The organism is Ruegeria pomeroyi DSS-3, from assembly GCF_000011965.2.
GTDB lineage: Bacteria > Pseudomonadota > Alphaproteobacteria > Rhodobacterales > Rhodobacteraceae > Ruegeria_B > Ruegeria_B pomeroyi.
In genome coordinates this window covers 45079-64018 of record NC_006569.1, presented here as the reverse complement: position 1 = coordinate 64018, position 18940 = coordinate 45079, and the positions used below count along the sequence as shown (strand labels likewise).

The window sequence follows — 18940 nt, the reverse complement described above, 5'->3', positions numbered from 1 at the left end:
CCATGACCGACCCGACCTATGAATTCTCGCGCGCGATCACCCGCCGCCCGGCGCCCAGCGTGATCGACGGGCTCAGGGCCGAGGATATCGGCACTCCCGATCTGGGCCGCATGCAAAAGGCGCATGACCACTATGTCGCCACCCTGAAAAGCACCGGCGCCGAGGTGATCGAACTGCCCCCGCTCGATGCCTATCCCGACGCGCTGTTTGTCGAGGATACCGCGCTCTGCCTGCCCCGGGGCGCTGTTCTGATGCGACCCGGCGCCCCCAGCCGAATGGGCGAGGTGGCCGAGATGGCCCCGGCCCTGCGCGCCTGTTATGGCGAGCTGCGCGAGATTGCCGGCCCCGGCCATATCGAGGGCGGCGATATCCTGGTCACCGGGCGCGAGATCCTGGTGGGTCGTTCGGACCGGACCGATGCCGCCGGGGTGGCCGAACTGGCCGGTATCGTCAGCGACTGGGGCTATACCCTGCGCGAGGTCTTTACCCCGCCCGGCGTGCTACATTTCAAGACCGACTGCTCGCTCCTGGATGGCGAGACCATTCTGGCGACCGAGCGGCTGGATGCCTCGGGCTGTTTTGACGGCTACCGGGTGATCCACACCGCCCCCGGCGAAGAGGCCGCCGCCAACACGATCCGGTTCAACAAGCTGGTACTGATGCCCGCAGGGTTCCCGAAAACCGCCGAGATTCTGGACAAAGCCGGATTTGAGGTTGTGGAAATCGACAACAGCGAATGCGCCAAGCTTGACGGCGGCATGTCCTGTCTGTCGTTGCGGTTCTGAACCTGCGCCATCCCGACCGGGGGTGGCGCGAATTTCAAACTTTCAAATCTTCTTTTGATGTTGCTTGATCCACAATCGCATTGTTGCCGGTGACGAATATCCCGTGCCCTAATTGGCGCAGAGTTTTGGAGGCACCCCAACATGAAATCGCGTACACGGGTCGTTGTTATTGGTGGCGGTATCGCCGGATGTTCGACGCTGTATCACCTCACACAAGAAGGCTGGACCGATGTGGTTCTGGTCGAACGCAACGAGCTGACCAGCGGCACCACCTGGCACTCTGCCGCCCAGGTCACCAACTTTGGCATGAACCAGACGATGGTGGGGCTGAAAAGCCACTCCATCGCGCTGTACAAGGCGCTTGCCGAAAACCCCGAATACCCGATCAACTATCACCACGGCGATGGCGGCATCCGGCTGGCCAATACGCCCGAGCAGATGCAGGGGTACCGCCATTTCACCTCGATGGCACGCGGGATGGATGTGCATTTCGAGGTCATCGACGCCCAAGAATGCGCCCGCCGCCATCCGCTGATTTCGACCGAGAACCTGCTGGGCGGGCTGTGGGATCCGCTGGATGGCGATATCGACCCGGCGCAGCTGTGCCAGGCGCTGGCCTATCACGCGCGCAAGGCCGGGGCCGAGGTCTATCGCAACACGCCGGTGACCGCGCTGACCCAGCACAAGGACGACACCTGGACGGTGCATACCGAAAACGGCGATATCGATTGCGATATCGTGGTGAACGCCTGCGGCTATCGCGTCAACGAGGTGGGCGCCATGATGGGCGTGCATCACCCGGTCGCCTCGATGGAGCACCAGTATTTCCTGACCGAGGATATCCCGGAAATCGTGGCGGCAGGTCACCGCATGCCGCTGATCCGCTGCCCGATCTCGGACTACTACTGCCGGCAGGAAAAGAGCGGGCTTCTGATCGGTTTCTACGAACAGGATTGCCAGACCTGGGGCATGGACGGGATCGACCCGAATTTCGTCAACGCGCTCTGTCCCGACGATCTGGATCGGGTGATGGACGTGCTGGAAGGCGCCTTTGCCCGCATGCCCGCGTTGCGCGAAACCGGCATCCGCTCGATCGTGAACGGCCCGATCACCTATACCATCGACGGCGCTCCGCTGATCGGACCGATCCCGGGCAAGCGCAATGCGTTCTGCGCCATCGGTCTGCGCGCCGGTCTGGGCGAGGGCGGCGGCCATGGCTGGCTGCTGGCACAGATGATCGTACATGGCGAGGCCTGTTATGACACCTGGTGCATCGACCCGCGCCGGTTCACCGGTCACGCAAATGTGGAACTGACCGCGCTGAAGGCAATCGAAGACTATCAGAACGAATTCCGCTTCCACTTCCCGCATGAGCACCGCCCCGCTGGCCGCCCGGCCAAGACCACGCCGCTGACCCCGGTTCTGGCCGCTGAAGGGGCCGAGTTCACCGTTGTAAACGGCTGGGAGCGGGTGGATTACATCAAGCCCTCGCCCGAGTTCCACCCCTCGCTCACCTTCGATTTCGACGAAGCCTTCGACGTCGTCGCCGCCGAGGTGAAAGCTGTCCAGAACAGCGTGGGACTGGCCGAGGTGAACGGCTTCAACAGGATCGAAATCACCGGCAGCGGCCGCCATGCCTTCCTCGACCGCATGTTCTGCGGCAGCGTCACCAAGCGTGCGGGCCGCGTTGGCCTCGGTTACCTGCTGAACCATCACGGCATGATCAAGGCAGAGGCGACTATCGCCAATCTTCCCGCCTCGGACCGCGGGCCCGCGCGGGTCTGGTACGGCTCCGCCGCCGCCAGCGAATTTCACGACATGGACTGGCTCAGCCAGCATATCCAGCCAGGCGAGGACGTGCAGCTGCGCTCCCTCACCAATGACCAGACCATCCTGGTCCTGGCCGGCCCCCGGGCGCGCGCGGTGCTCTCAGCCTGCGCCCGGGGCGACTGGTCGCGCGAGGCCTTCCCCTGGCTCTCGGTGCGCGAGTGTTTCATCGGCTTTGCCCCGGCAACGGTCATGGGGGTCAGTTTCTCGGGTGAGCTGGCCTATGAGATCCACATTCCCAACGCCTCGCTCTATGCGGCCTATCTGGCGCTCAGGAAGGCGGGTGAGGCGCATGGCCTGACCCTGTTCGGCGCCCGGGCGGTGGAATCGATGCGGATGGAAAAAGGCTTCCTGCACTGGAAGGCCGATCTGATCACTGAGTTCGACCCGTTTGAAACCGGGCTCAGCCGGTTCGTCAAGCTGGACAAGGGCGCATTCATCGGCAAACCAGCGCTGCTCGACCGCCAGTCTGACGGCCCGCGCAAGATGCTGGTCACCCTTCAGATCGCCACCGACCGCGCCCCGGCCCGCGGCGGCGCTTCGCTGATGGTGGGGCAGCGGGTGGTCGGCACGGTGACCTCGGGCGACTGGGGCCATCGGGTCGGCATGAACCTGGCCTATGCCTTTGTCGATCCCGAACTGGCGGAGCCGGGCAGTGAGATGATGCTGGACCTCTGTGGTGACATGGTGGCCGCGCGGGTGATCGCACCCTCGCCCTATGACCCCGACCATGCCCGCATGCGCGGCTGACCCTTGCCTATCCGCCCGGTTGCGGCTTTCGTAAGCGCAGCCTCCTTGATGCATAGACCCGAAAGGACACCAACATGCCCAGCCTTCTCCCCTGCCCCGGCCGGTGCCCGACATGACCCGGCGCGTGGTTGGCATTCTGGGCGGCATGGGCCCCGAGGCGACGATCCTGCTGCAACAGCGGCTGCTGGCAACGGTTCGCGCGGCGGATGATGCCGATCACCTGCCGCTGTTGATCGACATGAACCCGCAGGTGCCCTCGCGGATCGCACATCTGATCCAGGGCACCGGCACCGATCCCGGTCCCACCCTGGCCCAGATGGCGCGGGGGCTGGAACAGGCCGGCGCTACCGCGCTTGGCATGCCCTGCAACACTGCCCATCACTATGCCCCCGCTATCGAGGCGGCGGTGTCGATTCCGCTGTTGAACATGGTATCGCTGTCGGTGGCACGCGCGCGCGCGCTAGTGGCACCGGGCGCACGGGTGGGCCTGCTTGCCTCGCCCGCCGTGCGGATGGCGGGCGTCTTCGATGCGGCGCTGGCCGAGGCGCAGCTCACTCCGCTCTGGCCCGAGGACGCCGACCGCATGCTGACTGCGATTCGCACCATCAAGGCCGAAGGACCGGTGCCCGCCGCCCGCGCGATTCTGACCGCCGCGGCAGAGGAACTGGCCGACAAGGGAGCCGCGCTGATCTTTGTTGCCTGTTCCGAATTCTCGCTGATCGCCGACAGCCTGCCCTCCTCCCCGCCGGTGATCGACACGGTCGATGTGCTGGCCGAAGCGATCCGCGATCACACCCTGGCAAAGCCATAAGCTTTGATTATCGAATAGATCGGAAAATGTAACTTATTCCGATCATGTTCCTTTGCTAGTCTCGCCTCATGACATCAGGATACCCCGGTGAGTGCCACGGCCGCGACCGGTTCTTTCTGGTGCTGCAACCCATTCTATCAACTCATGATCGGAGACAGACATGGACGGAAACGACGCCCCCAACGCAGGCCAGTGCCCGGTGATGCACGGACATGCCGCCGGTACCGGCATGCGCAACCACCATTGGTGGCCCAACCAGATCAATCTGAAGGTGCTGCACCAGCATTCGTCCAAATCGGACCCGATGGGCGCTCAGTTCAACTATGCCGAGGCGTTCAAGTCGCTGGACCTCGACGCGCTCAAGGCCGATCTGACCGCGCTGATGACCGACAGCCAGGACTGGTGGCCCGCCGATTACGGCCATTACGGCCCTCTTTTCATCCGCATGACCTGGCACGCGGCGGGCACCTATCGCACCGCCGACGGGCGCGGCGGTGGCAGCACCGGCAACCAGCGGTTCGCCCCGCTCAACAGCTGGCCCGATAACGGCAACCTGGACAAGGCGCGTCGCCTGCTCTGGCCAATCAAGAAGAAATACGGCGACAAGATCTCGTGGGCCGATCTGCTGATCCTGACCGGCAACGTGGCGCTGGAATCGATGGGCTTCAAGACCTTCGGCTTTGCCGGTGGCCGGCCCGACATCTGGGAACCCGAAGAGGATATCTATTGGGGGTCCGAAGGCGAATGGCTCGCCCCTTCGGACACCGCCAACAGCCGCTACTCGGGTGCGCGCGATCTGGAAAACCCGCTGGCCGCCGTGCAGATGGGCCTGATCTATGTGAATCCCGAGGGGCCGGACGGCAACCCTGACATCGTCGCCTCGGGTCACGACGTGATCGAGACCTTCGGGCGGATGGCGATGGACGAGGCCGAGACCGTGGCGCTGGTCGCGGGCGGCCACACCTTCGGCAAGGCGCACGGCAACGGCCCCGCATCCGCTGTCGGCCCCGAGCCCGAAGCCGCCCCGATCGAGGCGATGGGCCTGGGTTGGCTGTCGACGCATGGTTCGGGCAAGGGCGCAGACGCCATCACCTCGGGCATCGAAGGCGCGTGGAAACCGCACCCGACCACCTGGGACATGGGCTATTTCAAGGTTCTGTTCAAATACGACTGGGAGCTGACCAAAAGCCCCGCAGGGGCCAATATCTGGCTGGCCACCAATGTCGAGGACGAGGACATGGTCGAAGATGCCTTTGACCCGTCCAAGAAGCATCGCCCGATGATGACCACCGCCGACCTGTCGCTGCGCTATCATCCCAAACTGTTGCCGCATGCCAAGCGCTTTGCCGAGGATCCGGCGGCCTTTGCCGACGCCTTTGCCCGCGCCTGGTTCAAGCTGACCCATCGCGACATGGGCCCACGCGCGCGCTATCTGGGCAAGGAAGTGCCGGCTGAAGAGCTGATCTGGCAGGATCCGATCCCGGCAGGCACGCAGATCGACGCGGATGATGCCGCGGCGCTCAAGGCGCAGATCCTGGCCTCGGGCCTCAGCGTGTCGGACATGGTGTCGACCGCATGGGCCTCGGCCTCGACCTTCCGTGGCTCGGACATGCGCGGCGGCGCCAATGGCGCCCGCATCCGCCTGGCCCCGCAAAAGGACTGGGAGGTCAACGAGCCCGCGAAACTGGCCCGTGTGCTGGGCGTGCTCGAAGGGATCCAGGCCGGGTTCAGCAGCGGCGGCAAGTCGGTGTCGATGGCCGACCTGATCGTGCTGGCGGGCTGTGCCGGCGTCGAACAGGCGGCAAAGGCCGGCGGTCACCAGATCGAGGTGCCCTTCACCTCGGGACGGGGTGATGCCAGCGCAGAGCAGACCGACGCCGAAAGCTTTGCGGTGATGGAACCCGTGATGGACGGTTTCCGCAACTATCAGGCGCGCGAGTTGTCCACCTCGCCCGAGGAGATGCTGGTCGATCGTGCCCAGCTTCTGGGTCTGAGCGCACCGGAAATGACGGTGCTGGTTGCCGGTCTGCGGGTGCTGGGCGCCAATCACGGCGGTTCGGCCCACGGTGTCCTGACCAACCGCCCCGGCGTGCTGAGCAGCGATTTCCTGACCAACCTGCTGGATATGGGCACCGAGTGGAAACCGTCGGGCAAGGGTGTCTATGAAGGCCGCGACCGCGCCAGCGGCGCAGCCCGCTGGACCGCGACGCGGGTCGATCTGGTGTTCGGCTCAAACTCGCAACTCCGCGCATTGGCCGAGCGCTATGCCCAGGACGATGCCGAGGCCAGCTTTGTGGCCGATTTCGTCGCCGCCTGGGTCAAGGTGATGAATGCCGACCGCTTCGACCTGACCTGATCGGGACCACGGACCAGGAAGATGGGGCGGCCCTTGCCGCCCCGTTTTCGTTTCGTGACCTAGGCCGCGCGTCCCGACAGGGCGCGCTGGCGCAGGATATGCGGGCTGGCCCCGGTTTCCTTGCGCATCCATCGGGCCAGATTGGAATGGGTGCCGAACCCGGTCGCCGCAATGATCTCGGTCAGCGGCAGATTGGTCTGCTCCAGCAATTGCTGCGCCCGTTCGATCCGCAAGGCGCGATAGGCGGCCAGCGGCCCCTCGCCGGTCAGGTCCAGGAATTGCCGTTGCAGCTTGCGCGTCGAGACCCCCAGCATGCCCGCGAGATCGCCGATCCTCAGCGGCTCCTCGATATGCTCCTGCATCAGGGTCAGCGTGCGCTCGATCAGCCGGTCGCCGCGGGCCCTTTGCAACAGGCCCAGGCTCAGGCGGCTGCGGGGCTGCGACTGGGGCGCGGGCAGGCCCAGATAGGCGCGCAGGGCATCCGCGCTGACCTGGCCATGATCCTCGGCGATCAGGTCCAGCATCAGCGGCACTGCGGCAAAACCGCTGACCGCGCTGGAAACCGGCCCGTCAGAGTGAAAGAGCGGTGCATCGGGCAGCCCCTCCAACCCCTCTTCGGCGGCGGCGGCGCAAAAGTTTGAGTGGATCGCCAGCGCGCAGTTCCGCGCCAGCCCGGCATCGCGCAACAGGAACACCGCGCCCCCCACCAGCACCCGGCGCGGCGCCTGCGCCAACAGGACCCGCAACACCGGCAATAACGGGTCCGCCACGCTCCAGCGTGTGCGGATATCGCCCAGCAGGATGACGGTCCGCCGGGTCCAGCGGCGTGGATCGGCGCAGGGCTGCGCCGCCAGCCGATGTACCGAGACCCGATAGGCATGGGCGCCCAGGATCTCGTTTGCGGTGCGAAACAGATCGGCCAGCATCCGTGCCGCCGAGGGCGGGCTGCCATCGGGCAGAATGATGTCGATCTCCCGCGCCGGGCGCGCGGCGCGGGTCTGGTCAGGGCAGATCATGTTATCCTTCCCGTTTGCTCGGGACAGGACGGGCGCGGGCGCCCGCCCCGGTCGGCACGCTATTCGGCGGCCTCTTCATAGGCATCCATCGGCGGGCAGGTGCAGACAAGGTGACGGTCGCCATAGGCGTTGTCGACCCGGTTCACCACCGGCCAGTACTTGTCGACACCCAGGTTGCCCGGCGGGAAGCAGGCCTGTTCACGGCTGTAGGGCCGGTCCCAGTCCCCCACCAGGTCACGCACCGTATGGGGGGCGTGTTTGAGCGGGTTGTTTTCGGGGTCGATCTTGCCGTCGATGATCTGTTGCGCCTCGGCGCGGATCGACAGCATGGCCTCGCAGAACCGGTCCAGCTCGTCCTTGGGTTCGGATTCCGTGGGTTCGACCATCAGCGTGCCCGCCACCGGCCAGCTCATCGTCGGCGCGTGGAACCCGCTGTCGATCAACCGCTTGGCCACGTCATCCACGCTCACGCCGCCCTCGTCGTTCAGCGGCCGGGTGTCGAGGATGCATTCATGCGCCACCCGCCCCGTCGCCGAGGTGTAGAGGATCGGATAGGCATCCTTGAGCCGTGCGGCGATGTAGTTGGCGTTCAGGATCGCCACCTTGGTCGCCTGGGTCAGGCCTGCGCCGCCCATCAGCAGAACATAGGCCCAGCTGACCGGCAGGATCGAGGGCGAGCCGAAAGGCGCCGCCGACACCGGGCCCACCGCCGTGCCATATTCAGGATGGCCCGGCAGATGTTCGGCCAGATGCGCCTTGACCCCGATCGGACCCATGCCGGGGCCGCCGCCGCCATGCGGAATGCAGAAGGTCTTGTGCAGGTTCAGGTGGCTCACATCGCCGCCGATCTCGCCTGGCTGCGCCAGACCCACCATCGCGTTCATATTGGCCCCGTCGATATAGACCTGACCGCCATGTTCATGGGTGATGTCGCAAACCTCACGCACGGTCTCCTCGAACACGCCATGGGTCGAGGGATAGGTGATCATGCAGGCCGCCAGATTGGCGCTGTGCTGCTCGGCCTTGGCGCGGAAATCGGCCAGGTCGATATTGCCGTGATCGTCCGAGCGGACCGGCACCACCTGATAGCCCACCATCTGCGCGGTGGCCGGGTTGGTGCCATGCGCCGAAGTGGGGATCAGGCAGATGTTGCGGTGTCCCTGCCCCTGAGCCGCGTGATAGTTGCGGATGGTCATCAGGCCCGCATATTCACCCTGCGCGCCCGAATTGGGCTGCATCGAGATCGCGTCATAGCCGGTGATCTGGCACAGTTTCTCGGACAGGTCGTCGATCATCTCGAGATAGCCCTGCGCCTGATCCTCGGGCACGAAGGGGTGCAGGTTTGCGAATTCCGGCCAGGTCACCGGGATCATCTCGATGGTGGCATTCAGCTTCATGGTGCAGCTGCCCAGCGGGATCATCGCCCGGTCCAGCGCCAGGTCGCGGTCGGCCAGACGCCGCATATAGCGGGTCATCTCGGCCTCGGCCCGGTTCTTGTGGAAGATGGGATGGGTCAGATAGGGCGTCTCGCGCAGCGCGTAATCGGGCAGGCGATAGGCACGGTTCTTGACGCTGTCATCCTTCTTGTCGATGCCGAAGGCACCCCAGACCGCCTCGATGGTTTCCGAGCGGGTCTGTTCGTCCAGAGAAATGCCGATCCGGTCACTGCCCACCTTGCGCAGGTTGACACCACGCGCCACGGCGGCCTCGATCACCGTCTTTTGCAGGGGGCCGACATCGACTGTGATGGTGTCAAAGAATACTTCTGGCGCTACTTTGAACCCGTGCTCCTCAAGCCCGGCGGCCAGGCGCGAGGTCTTGCGGTGCACGGATTGCGCGATCGCCTTGATCCCGTCCGGACCGTGATAGACCGCATACATCGAGGCCATCACCGCCAGCAGCGCCTGGGCGGTGCAGACGTTCGAGTTGGCCTTTTCGCGGCGGATATGCTGTTCGCGGGTCTGCAGCGCCAGGCGATAGGCCTTGTTGCCGCGCGCGTCGATGCTGACGCCGATGATCCGGCCCGGCATGGCACGCTTAAGCTTGTCGGTGGTGGCCATATAGGCCGCGTGCGGGCCGCCATAGCCCATCGGCACGCCAAAGCGCTGGGTCGAGCCGATGGCGATATCGGCGCCCATCTCGCCGGGCGATTTCAGCAGCGCCAGCGACAGGATGTCGGCCGCGACGATGGCGATGGCGTTGTGCTCGTGCAGCGCCGCGATCTCGGCGGTGTAATCGCGCACATGGCCATAGGTGCCGGGATACTGGAAGATGGCGCCAAACACCGCGCCGGCCTCCAGCTCGGAGGGGTCGCCCACCTGCACATCCACGCCCAAGGGCTCGGCCCGGGTGCGGATCACCGCGACGGTTTGGGGGTGACAGTTCTTGTCGACGAAGAAGGCCGCGTTGTTGGCCTTGGACCGGCTGGAGCGTTTCGCCATGGCCATCGCCTCGGCCGCCGCGGTGGCCTCGTCCAACAGCGAGGCGTTGGCCACGTCGAGCCCGGTCAGATCGCTGACCATGGTCTGGAAGTTCAACAGCGCCTCAAGCCGGCCCTGGCTGATCTCGGGCTGATAGGGGGTATAGGCGGTGTACCAGGCCGGGTTTTCCAGGATATTGCGCAGGATCGGCGCCGGGGTGGTGGTGCCGTAATAGCCCTGGCCGATCAGCGAAGTCAGAACCTTGTTCTTCGAGGCGACCTGTTTCATGTGATAGAGCGCGTCGCGCTCGGTCATGGCCGGACCCCAGTCCAGCGCCTCTTTCTGCCGGATCGACGGCGGCACGGTGGCGTCGATCAGCTGGTCGAGCGTCTTGAAGCCGATCACCTGCAACATATCGGCCATCTCGCGCGGGCTGGGTCCGATATGGCGGCGGTTGGCGAAATCGTAAGCTTCGTAATCGGTGAGTTTGAAGGCCATGGCTCTGCGTCCTCGTCAGGCGGTGGGTGCCGCCGGCAGGGCCGGCGGCCGGCGGCTTAGCCGATCATGTCGGTATAGGCGGCGAGATCCATCAAGCCGTCAAGCTGGGCGGGATCGCTGAGCTTGATCTTGTAGATCCAGGCATCGCCCTCGGGGCTGTCGTTCAGAGCGCCGGGATTGTCGGCCAGTTCCTCGTTCACCTCGACCACTTCGCCATCAACAGGGGCATAGATCTCCGAAGCCGCCTTGACCGATTCGATCACGCCGATCTCGTCGCCCTGGGCAAAGGCATCACCGGCCTCTTTCTGTTCGATGAACACCACCTCGCCCAGCTGGTCGGCAGCGTGTTTGGTGATACCCAGCGTGGCGATCTCGCCCTCGACGCTGAGCCATTCGTGATCTTCGGAGTAATAGATGGTCATGTTTGTCGATCCTTCAGATAGTATGTTTCGGTTACCACAGGCGGGGGCAAGGTTTTGTAAAAACCTTGTGGACAAAGCCTTTACAAGGCTTTGTGCCCCCTGCCGCGCGGCAGGGCTGGGTTAACGTTTGTAATTCTGCGCAACAAAGGGCAGCGCAACGATCTCGGCAGGCTGGGCCTTCCCCCGGATAATCAGGTTCACCTTTTCGCCGGGTGCAGCATGAGCGCTGGCGACATAGCCCATCGCCACCGGAGCGCCGACCGTCGGGCCGAACCCGCCCGAGGTGATCTCGCCGATGGTCTCGCCGCCAAGGCTCTGGATCTCCACATGCTGGCGGGCAGGCGCCCTACCTTCGGGCTTGATACCGACCAGCTTGCGCGGGGCACCTTCAGCGATCTCTTTCAGGATGCGCCCGGCGCCCGGAAACCCGCCCTCTTCGCGGCGCCGTTTCTGGATTGCCCAGAGCAGGCTGGCCTCGATCGGCGAGGTACCGTTGTCGATGTCATTGCCATAGAGGCACAGCCCCGCCTCCAGCCGCAGGCTGTCGCGGGCGCCCAGGCCCGCCGGTTCGCAATCCTCATGCGCCAGGAACAGGCGCGAGATGCGGATCGCCTCGCCCTCGGGGATCGAAATCTCGTAACCGTCCTCGCCGGTATAGCCCAGCCGCGAGATACGGCAGTCTACGCCGTCGATCTCTCCCAGCATCGTCTCCATGAATTTCAGATCGCGCGCGGCGGGGCAGAGGCGGCCCACCACATCCTCGGCGCTGGGGCCCTGTACCGCGACCAGCGCGCGGTCGAAGATCTCGGTCACCTCGACCCCATCCAGATGCGCCGCCAAATGCGGGATATCCTGATGGCGCAGCGCCGCGTTCACCACGACAAAGAAATACTCGCCGGCATTCGACACGATCAGGTCATCCATGATGCCGCCCTCGGCATTGGTAAAGAAGCCGTAACGCGCCTTGCCCTCGGGCAGGGTCAAGAACACCTGTGGGCAAAGCTTTTCCAGCTTGGCGCCGATATCGTCCCCGCGCAGGATCACCTGCCCCATGTGGCTGACATCGAACAGCGCCGCCTTTTCGCGGCACTGCTTGTGCTCGCCCATGATCCCCATCGGGTATTGCACCGGCATTTCCCATCCGGCGAAATCCACCATCTTGCCGCCAAGCTCGACATGCAGATCATAGAGCGGGGTGCGTTTGGGCGTATCGGTCATGACTGGGGAATCCCTTGGGCTGAAAGACAGGATGCGGCGGAGAAGAAACCGTTCCGGTCCACGCCCGGTGAGGCCGGGAGGAGGAGAGAGAGGCCAGCGACAGGCGCGGACCGGAACGGTAGTTTTTCGGAGGTGGACCTGCGGCCCGCGGCAGGGGCGGGGCCTGGTTGGCCCTCCCCTCTGCCGATCAGTGACGAAACGCGCTCGCTCACGAGAACCCCCCTGAATGCCCTGTTGGCGCGCGGATTGTATCCCGTCGCACACAAGGTGCGTCTCCTATAGGAAACTTTTCCCTTATTCGCAACAAAAGATTTGCGTGAGAAATTTTGATTGGGTTAGGCTGATCCTGCAAGGAATTGGGGACATGCGGAGGGATGATATGGAACCGGTACAGGCCGAGGACGAGGGGTTGAGCCCCGAAGCGCTGGAAGCGCCCGATGGCGAAACGCTGGGCAAAATGATTCGCGACGCCCGCAAGGACAAGGGCCTGACGCTGGAAGAGGCCGCACGGTCGGCCGCGATCGGCCGCTCGACCCTGTCCAAGATCGAGAACAACCAGACCCGGCCCAGTTTCGACATCATCCGCCGCCTGATGCAGGCGCTGGATCTGGAGACGCCGCAACTGTTCGTGCAATCGGGCAAGAGCGACATCTCGGGCCGGCGCGATTTCACCCGCAAGGACCAGGGCGAACATCAGGTCACCGGCACCTATGACCACGAATTGCTGTGTACCGAACTGACCAGCAAGCGGATGCTGCCCTATATCAGCACGATCAAGGCCCGCGACGTCAGCGAGTTCGACACCTGGGTGCGCCACCGGGGCGAAGAGTTCATGTTCGTGCTGAGCGGCGAGCTGACCCTTTATACCGAACACTACCGGCCCCTGCCGATGAAGGCGGGCGACAGCGTCTATTACGACAGCGGCATGGGTCATGGCTGCGTCTCGACCAGTGACGAAGACGCGCGCGTGCTCTGGGTCTCGCTCGAAGGTTAGGGCGGGCCGCCGGGCGACCCGCCCGGCAAGGTCAGAATCCTTGCAAATAGGCGATGACGTTTTCGATCTCGTCTTCCTTCTTGAGCCCGGCAAAGGACATCTTGGTGCCCTTCATGAAATCCTTGGGCTTGGCCAGAAACGCGGCCAGGCTCTCGTCGTCCCAGACCAGACCCCCTGCGGCGGCCTCGATCAGGGCGTCGGAATACTTGAACCCTTCGACCTGACCGGCGGCGGCACCGATGATGCCGTTCAGCTGTGGCCCGACCTTGTTGGCCGCGCCCTCGCCGACCGCATGGCAGGCCTTGCACTTGTTGAACACTTTCTTGCCCTTGTCGGCATCGCCATCGGCCAGGGCGGGCAGCGCCAGCCCTGCGGCCAGAATGGTCAGGATCAGTCGGTTTTTGAACATGGGGTTCTCCTTCTCTTTGGGTTGCGGGTGCGGAATTACAGCACCGGTGTCGCCAGCGGCTGGGTCAGGTCGACCGGACCCAGGACCGCGGCATCGGGAATGTCGTTGAGCGGCAGCGCCTGACCGCCATGACGCGCGATGAACCGCGCGGCGGCCTCGGGCGTGGCAAAGGGCACCAGTTCGGGCGCGCCCATGCCGCCCGCCACATCGGCGCCGGTGACAAAAAGCGCGCTATCGGCGGCGATCCAGTTGCCCGGCCCGGGCTCGGCCCAGCTGCGCGCAGCGCCCATGTCGCTGACGTAAACGGCGGTGATCTCGGCCTCGCGCTCGGGGCTTTTGAGATAAGCGACCATGTCGCGCACCTGGGCAAAGAACAGCGGTGCCGGATGCCCCTTGAGGTGGATCTGGCCCTTTGGCCCGCCATGTTCGGCCACGTTCATCTGACAGAAATAGCTGAGCGCGCTTTCGGTCAGATCGACCGGCACAGGCGGCGCGGCGGCCTCTTCCTCCTTGCAGGCGGCCAGCGCAATCAGCGCGATCAGGGCAAGGGTTCTCATGGCTCGACCCTCCGGAAGGCGGCGCGGGCCAACAACAGCCCCAGCACCGGCCAGATGAGCAGCGAGGCGGGCGCGGCCCAGACCGGCAGCGCCTGTGCGGCGCCGGTCATGCCCGAGGCCATGGCGACCCCCTCGGTCGCGGCGATGTTCCACAGCCGGAAGGCGTCGGCCGGGTTGGCCACCATCACCCAGGGGAAGACAGATTGGGTGAAGGTGCCGCCCTTGTCCATGACCACGGCCCCCAACAGGCCAAGATCGTAGAGGACGACAAAAACCAGCCAGAGCCCGGCCGACAGACCCGCCGCCGCGGCCGAGCCTCGGGCGGTCGCGGACAGCAGGTATCCCAGCGCCAGAAAGGCGGCGCCCAGCAGGATCGAGGTGAGGATGAGGCGCAAGAGCGCCATCAGGCTTTCAGGACCCGCGCCACCGAACCAGGCCGCGACGGCACCGGCAGTGCCAAACCCGACGGTCATGGCGAATGCCAGGGCGGCCAGATGCGCGGCGAACTTGCCCAGCAGAATCTCGCCCCGCCCCGCCGGATAGGACAGCAGCAGGGGCAGGCTGCCCCGGTCCATGTCGCCCGCCACCGCGTCAAACGAGATCATCAACGCCAGGAGCGGCGCCAGATAGACGCTGAGCGTGGTCATCGAGGCGACCGAGACCGTCAGCATATCGACCCCCAGCGTGCCGGTGGGCGCGCTGCCCGCAAATGTCAGCGCCAGCGCGAACAGGACCATGATCAGGGTCGCGACCAGCAGCCAGCGGTTGCGGCGCAGGATCAGCATTTCGGTTTGGGCAACCGCAAGAAAACGGGTCATTGCAGCGTCTCCTTTGCATAATGGCGATAGAGGTCCTCCAGCCGGGGCGGGGTCATGTCGACATCGACAACCGCCTCGCCCATGGCGGCGATGCTGCGCAGCGCCGTCATCTTGTCGGCGGGATCGCACAGCAGCTCGACCGAGGCACCGTTGACGCGGCTGCCGCCCAGCCGGGCGGCCAGCGCATCGGCGTTCTCGCGCGCCCTGACCCGCAAGCGGATTGGCAGACCCGCCAGCGCAGACAGGTTGGCCAGTGTGTCGTCAGCCACCTTGACCCCCTTGCGCAGGATGGCGATGCGGTCGGTGCGGGCCTCGACCTCGGTCAGGGCATGGCTGGCGATCAGGACCGCCGCCCCCTGCCCCGCCAGTTCGTCGATGATGGCATAGAGATCCTGCCGCGAGATCGGGTCCAAACCGCTCGTCGGCTCGTCCAGCAGCGCCACACGGGGTTTGCCGAGCAGCACCTGGGCGAGGCCCAGTCGCTGCCGCATCCCCTTGGAATAGGCGCCGATGCGGCGGTCCATCGCGTCGGCCAGCCCGACCCGCTCCAGCAATCCGGACACATCGGCCCGCTCGCCGGACAGGCGGGCGAACAGCCTCAGCTGCTCGCGCCCGGTCAGGGCCGGGTGGAACGAGACCGCCTCGGGCAGATAGGCGGTCTCGCGCCGGGCCTGAGCGCTGCCGGGCGCGGCAGTGCCGATGCGAATGCTGCCACCGTCGATCCGGGTCAGGCCCAGGATGGATTTGATCAGCGTCGATTTACCGGCGCCGTTATGGCCCAGCAGCGCCACGCGCTCGCCGGGGGCGACATGCAGAGACACATCGCTCAGAACGCGGGTCGGTCCGCGATCCTTGCACAGGGTTTCGATGGTCAGGGCCTTATCCGTCATGAGGCACCTTTTTCAGGGCTGAGGGTTCAGGGGCTTTGATCAGGGCGTTGCTGTCGATCACGCCGCCGGGCAAAAGGGCCGGAAAGGCGGATTGCGACCAGCGCAGCAGCTGCACGGCGGGGGAGCCGAGCAGCAACTTGGCCGCCGGCTGGGTCCACAGCACATGGTCCATGCTGTCGTTGGGGCGATAGGGGGCGTCGGCGATGCCGTCGCCGTTCACGTCATAGGCCGCAAAATCGGACCAGTAATTGCCGCGCCCATCCTCGGACCACTCGACCCAGCGGGTCGAGACATATTTCACCTGGGTCCGGTTACCGACAAAGGCGTTGCCGACGATCCGGTTCCGCTCGGACCCGGCGGTGAAATGGATGCCGATGCCGCAGCCTTCGAACCAGTTGTTGGTAAACTCGTTCTTGTTGGCATTGTAGAGGAAGGTGCATTTCTCTTTCGCCCCCTTCACCACATTGCCCGAGATCACGCTGTCATTGGCATAGTTCAGCATGACCCCGTGTTCGCGGTCGCCGATCGAGACATTGTCGACCACCTTGACCCGGCTGGTGAACATCACCGCATAACCCAGATCGTTGCCGATCGAGACATTGCCCGAGACCTCGGAATTGTCGGCATACATGTAATGCACGGCAAAACGCAGATCGCGGAACAGGTTGTCGCGGAACAGATTGCGGCGCGAGGAGTTCACGAAGATGCCATCGCGGCCGTATTGGATATCATTGCCCTCAACAACCGCGCCGGGGGCGTTCCAGACATAGACGCCATTGCCGCGCGCGTTCATGCGGCGGTCCTGACGGCCTTCGATCCGGTTGCCCTTGACCAGCGCATCCTTGGCGCCGTGGATATCGACGCCGTAGAGATTGCCGATCAGCACGTTGTTTTCCACCACCGGGGCGCGGGCGGTCTTGGTCAGCTGGATACCGCTGTCGATCCCGTCATGGTCCGAGCCGGAGCCGATCACGGTGAGCCCGCGCAGGGTCACGCCGGGGCCGGTCACGGTGATCACGCTGCCGGTGCCTTGCCCGTCGATGGTGGCCCGCCCCATCCCGTCAAGGGTGACGGGCCGGGACAGGACCAGGGTTTCGGCATAGATACCGGGCGCCAGGCGGAGGGTGTCACCATCCGCCGCCTGGGCCAGTGTTTCGGAAATGGCCCCCGCCCGGTTGGGCACGTCCCAATCCGCCGCCCAAAGGGGCGAGGCAATAAGGGTCGCAATCAGCAGGGGCCAGCGCATGACTTATGCTCCCCGCGGTTCGACAAACATACGGCCACGCATTTCCATGTGCAGCGCGTGGCAGAACCACTGGCAATAGAACCAGTGCACGCCCGGACGGTCGGCAATGAACGTGACCGAAGCGGTCGCCTGCGGCGCCACTTCCATCGCGATGCCAAAGTTGGCCATGCACAGCCCGTGGGTCACATCATCCACATCGTCGAGGTTGGTGACATAGATCGTCACCTCGTCGCCCTGCTTCACCGTGAACTTCTCGAGGCTGAAGGTCGGCGCCACGGACGTCATGTAGACCCGTACCTTGTTGCCATCGCGGATCGGCTCTTCGGCACCTTCCTCCAGGTCGACACCATCGGCGGCGGCCTGCTGGCGGGCGTCTTCCCACATCGGGTCGTTGCGGTCCCAGACGTTGACCGGGTTCACCTTGGACCGGTGCACGATGATGCTGTCATGCGGCTCGGCAAAGGTCGGGCCGTCATGCACCACCTTCATCTTGTCGCCGGAAATGTCGATCAGCTGCTCGTTCTCGGGCTTCAGGGGGCCGACGTTCAGGAACCGGTCCTTCGAGAACTTGTTCATCGAGATCAGCCATTTGCCATCGGCCTCGGCGGTTTCACCCATCGAGGTCGAGTTGTGGCCCGGCTGATACTGCACATCGACCTTGTCGAGGATCGGGTCAACATCGGCGCCGGCATAGGCCTCGATCGCCTTTGCGATGTTCCACTTCACCACCTGGCTGTCCAGGAACAGGGTGGTATAAGCGTTGCCCTTGTTGTCGAATGCGGTGTGAAGCGGCCCAAGGCCCAGCTGCGGTTCGGCCACGATGGCCGAGCGCGGATCGGCATTGTCGGCAAACAGCGCATCGACCTTCTCGACGTCGATCACCGAGACGGTGGGCGACAGCTTGCCGTTGATCATGATGTGGCGCTTGTCGGGGGCGGCGTTCACGCCGTGCGGGCTGTTGGGGATCGGGATATAGCGGGTATAGTTGTTGCCCGCGCCCTTGCGCCCGTCGACGACCTTGACGCCGTTCAGCTCCTGATAATCGCCCGCCGCGATGCCAGCCTCGATTTCCTTGAGGTTGAAGACAACCACATGGTCCAGCTCGTTCTCGGTCATCTCGGCCAGGTTCATGCCCATTTCCGAGTTGTACGAGGTCGAAAAGGCGTATTTGCCCTGATAGTCGCAATCGGTGTTGTCGAGGTTGCCCGACACGATCACCTGCCAGGCGATCTCCATGCTGTCGCCGTCAATCGCGGTGAAGATGTTCACATATTGCGAGGGATCATCGAGGATCTGGCCGTCATTGACCAGCGGCGCCTCGTGCTCGCCATTGGCAAAGACATAGCCGGTGCGCGGGTATTTCTGCGGCCGCAGGCCGTGGATGTCATGCGCATTGGGGATCTCGATGATCTTGTCGCATTTCATCACGTCGCAGCGCACGCGGGCCACCCGGGTGTTGGCCTTGTCGTTCATGAACAGGTAACGGCCGTCATAGGTGCCATCGGTGAACGACATATGCGGGTGGTGCAGGTCGCCGTTGTCATAGGTTTTCTTGCCGTTGGACGCCAGGAACTGCTTGGTCTCGGGCAAGAGGCCCTCGGTCAGCACCTTGAGCGACTCGTTGGTCTGGCCCCAGCCGGTCGCCGAGCAGCGGTTGAACACCGGCACCCGCATCAGCTCGCGCATCGAGGGGATGCCGAGGATACGCAGCTCGCCGGTCTGACCCGAGGACCAGAAGCCGTAATACTCGTCCAGCTCGCCGGGTTCGAGATTGACCTTGGCGGCGGCGGATGCCTCGCGCGCGGTCATCAGGGTGGCACCCAGCCCGGTGCTGGCGAGAACGGCGCCGGTGGCTGTCGCGCCCAGCAGGCCGCGGCGGGTGACGCTCAGGTTGTTATCGTGGTCCGACATGATCGTTCCTCC

15 protein-coding genes are annotated in these 18940 nt (G+C 64.7%); 5 read left to right on the top strand and 10 right to left on the bottom strand.

All coding sequences use genetic code 11. The features are described from left to right. Positions 1 to 2 precede the first annotated feature (2 nt). From SPO_RS20095 to katG, 4 genes are all read left to right on the top strand, one after another. Complete coding sequence (locus SPO_RS20095; protein WP_011241848.1) at positions 3 to 785, top strand: dimethylarginine dimethylaminohydrolase family protein; 783 nt, start codon at positions 3 to 5, stop codon at positions 783 to 785. Positions 786 to 926: 141 nt separating this feature from the next. Further along, a complete protein-coding gene (locus tag SPO_RS20090) occupies positions 927 to 3362 on the top strand; it encodes a GcvT family protein (RefSeq protein WP_011241847.1) in 2436 nt (811 codons plus the stop codon). Positions 3363 to 3474: 112 nt separating this feature from the next. After that, a complete protein-coding gene (locus tag SPO_RS20085) occupies positions 3475 to 4173 on the top strand; it encodes an aspartate/glutamate racemase family protein (protein WP_011241846.1) in 699 nt (232 codons plus the stop codon). Between the two features lie 160 nt (positions 4174 to 4333). Then, positions 4334 to 6529: a catalase/peroxidase HPI gene (gene katG, locus SPO_RS20080; RefSeq protein WP_011241845.1), complete on the top strand. Its 2196-nt coding sequence runs from the start codon at positions 4334 to 4336 to the stop codon at positions 6527 to 6529. Between the two features lie 59 nt (positions 6530 to 6588). Here the strand turns inward: katG and SPO_RS20075 are convergent, their stop codons facing one another. The 4 genes from SPO_RS20075 to gcvT form a co-directional block, all read right to left on the bottom strand. Further along, on the bottom strand, positions 6589 to 7545 hold the full coding sequence (locus tag SPO_RS20075; RefSeq protein ID WP_051420466.1) for a helix-turn-helix domain-containing protein: 957 nt from the start codon (positions 7543 to 7545) through the stop codon (positions 6589 to 6591). 59 nt (positions 7546 to 7604) lie between these two features. Beyond that, entirely contained in the window at positions 7605 to 10463 is a 2859-nt protein-coding gene (gene gcvP / locus SPO_RS20070; protein ID WP_011241843.1) for an aminomethyl-transferring glycine dehydrogenase, read from the bottom strand. A 56-nt stretch (positions 10464 to 10519) separates the two neighbouring features. Beyond that, a complete protein-coding gene (gene gcvH / locus SPO_RS20065) occupies positions 10520 to 10885 on the bottom strand; it encodes a glycine cleavage system protein GcvH (protein ID WP_044029497.1) in 366 nt (121 codons plus the stop codon). Positions 10886 to 11005: 120 nt separating this feature from the next. Then, complete coding sequence (gcvT, locus tag SPO_RS20060) at positions 11006 to 12103, bottom strand: glycine cleavage system aminomethyltransferase GcvT (RefSeq protein ID WP_011241841.1); 1098 nt, start codon at positions 12101 to 12103, stop codon at positions 11006 to 11008. Positions 12104 to 12482: 379 nt separating this feature from the next. On the opposite strand from gcvT, the gene SPO_RS20055 reads away from it, so the two are divergent. Further along, positions 12483 to 13097 carry a helix-turn-helix domain-containing protein gene (locus SPO_RS20055; RefSeq protein ID WP_011241840.1) on the top strand — a complete coding sequence of 205 codons (615 nt, stop codon included), beginning with the start codon at positions 12483 to 12485 and terminating at the stop codon, positions 13095 to 13097. A 31-nt stretch (positions 13098 to 13128) separates the two neighbouring features. Here the strand turns inward: SPO_RS20055 and SPO_RS20050 are convergent, their stop codons facing one another. Genes SPO_RS20050 through nosZ form a run of 6 tightly spaced genes read right to left on the bottom strand, consistent with a single transcriptional unit; the run spans position 13129 to position 18928 of the window. Next, a complete protein-coding gene (locus SPO_RS20050; protein WP_011241839.1) occupies positions 13129 to 13506 on the bottom strand; it encodes a c-type cytochrome in 378 nt (125 codons plus the stop codon). Between the two features lie 35 nt (positions 13507 to 13541). Then, positions 13542 to 14063, bottom strand: coding sequence for a nitrous oxide reductase accessory protein NosL (locus SPO_RS20045; protein ID WP_011241838.1), 522 nt, complete (start codon positions 14061 to 14063; stop codon positions 13542 to 13544). Next, positions 14060 to 14881, bottom strand: a complete 822-nt coding sequence (locus SPO_RS20040; RefSeq protein ID WP_011241837.1) for an ABC transporter permease — start codon at positions 14879 to 14881, stop codon at positions 14060 to 14062. The genes SPO_RS20045 and SPO_RS20040 overlap by 4 nt, the downstream gene beginning before the upstream one ends. After that, positions 14878 to 15771: an ABC transporter ATP-binding protein gene (locus SPO_RS20035; protein WP_011241836.1), complete on the bottom strand. Its 894-nt coding sequence runs from the start codon at positions 15769 to 15771 to the stop codon at positions 14878 to 14880. Before SPO_RS20035 ends, SPO_RS20040 begins: the two co-directional genes overlap by 4 nt. Next, positions 15761 to 17017, bottom strand: coding sequence for a nitrous oxide reductase family maturation protein NosD (locus SPO_RS20030; RefSeq protein ID WP_011241835.1), 1257 nt, complete (start codon positions 17015 to 17017; stop codon positions 15761 to 15763). Before SPO_RS20030 ends, SPO_RS20035 begins: the two co-directional genes overlap by 11 nt. A gap of 3 nt (positions 17018 to 17020) precedes the next feature. Then, positions 17021 to 18928 (bottom strand): TAT-dependent nitrous-oxide reductase, encoded by a 1908-nt coding sequence (gene nosZ, locus SPO_RS20025; protein WP_011241834.1) that lies wholly within the window; start codon positions 18926 to 18928, stop codon positions 17021 to 17023. Positions 18929 to 18940 lie beyond the last annotated feature (12 nt).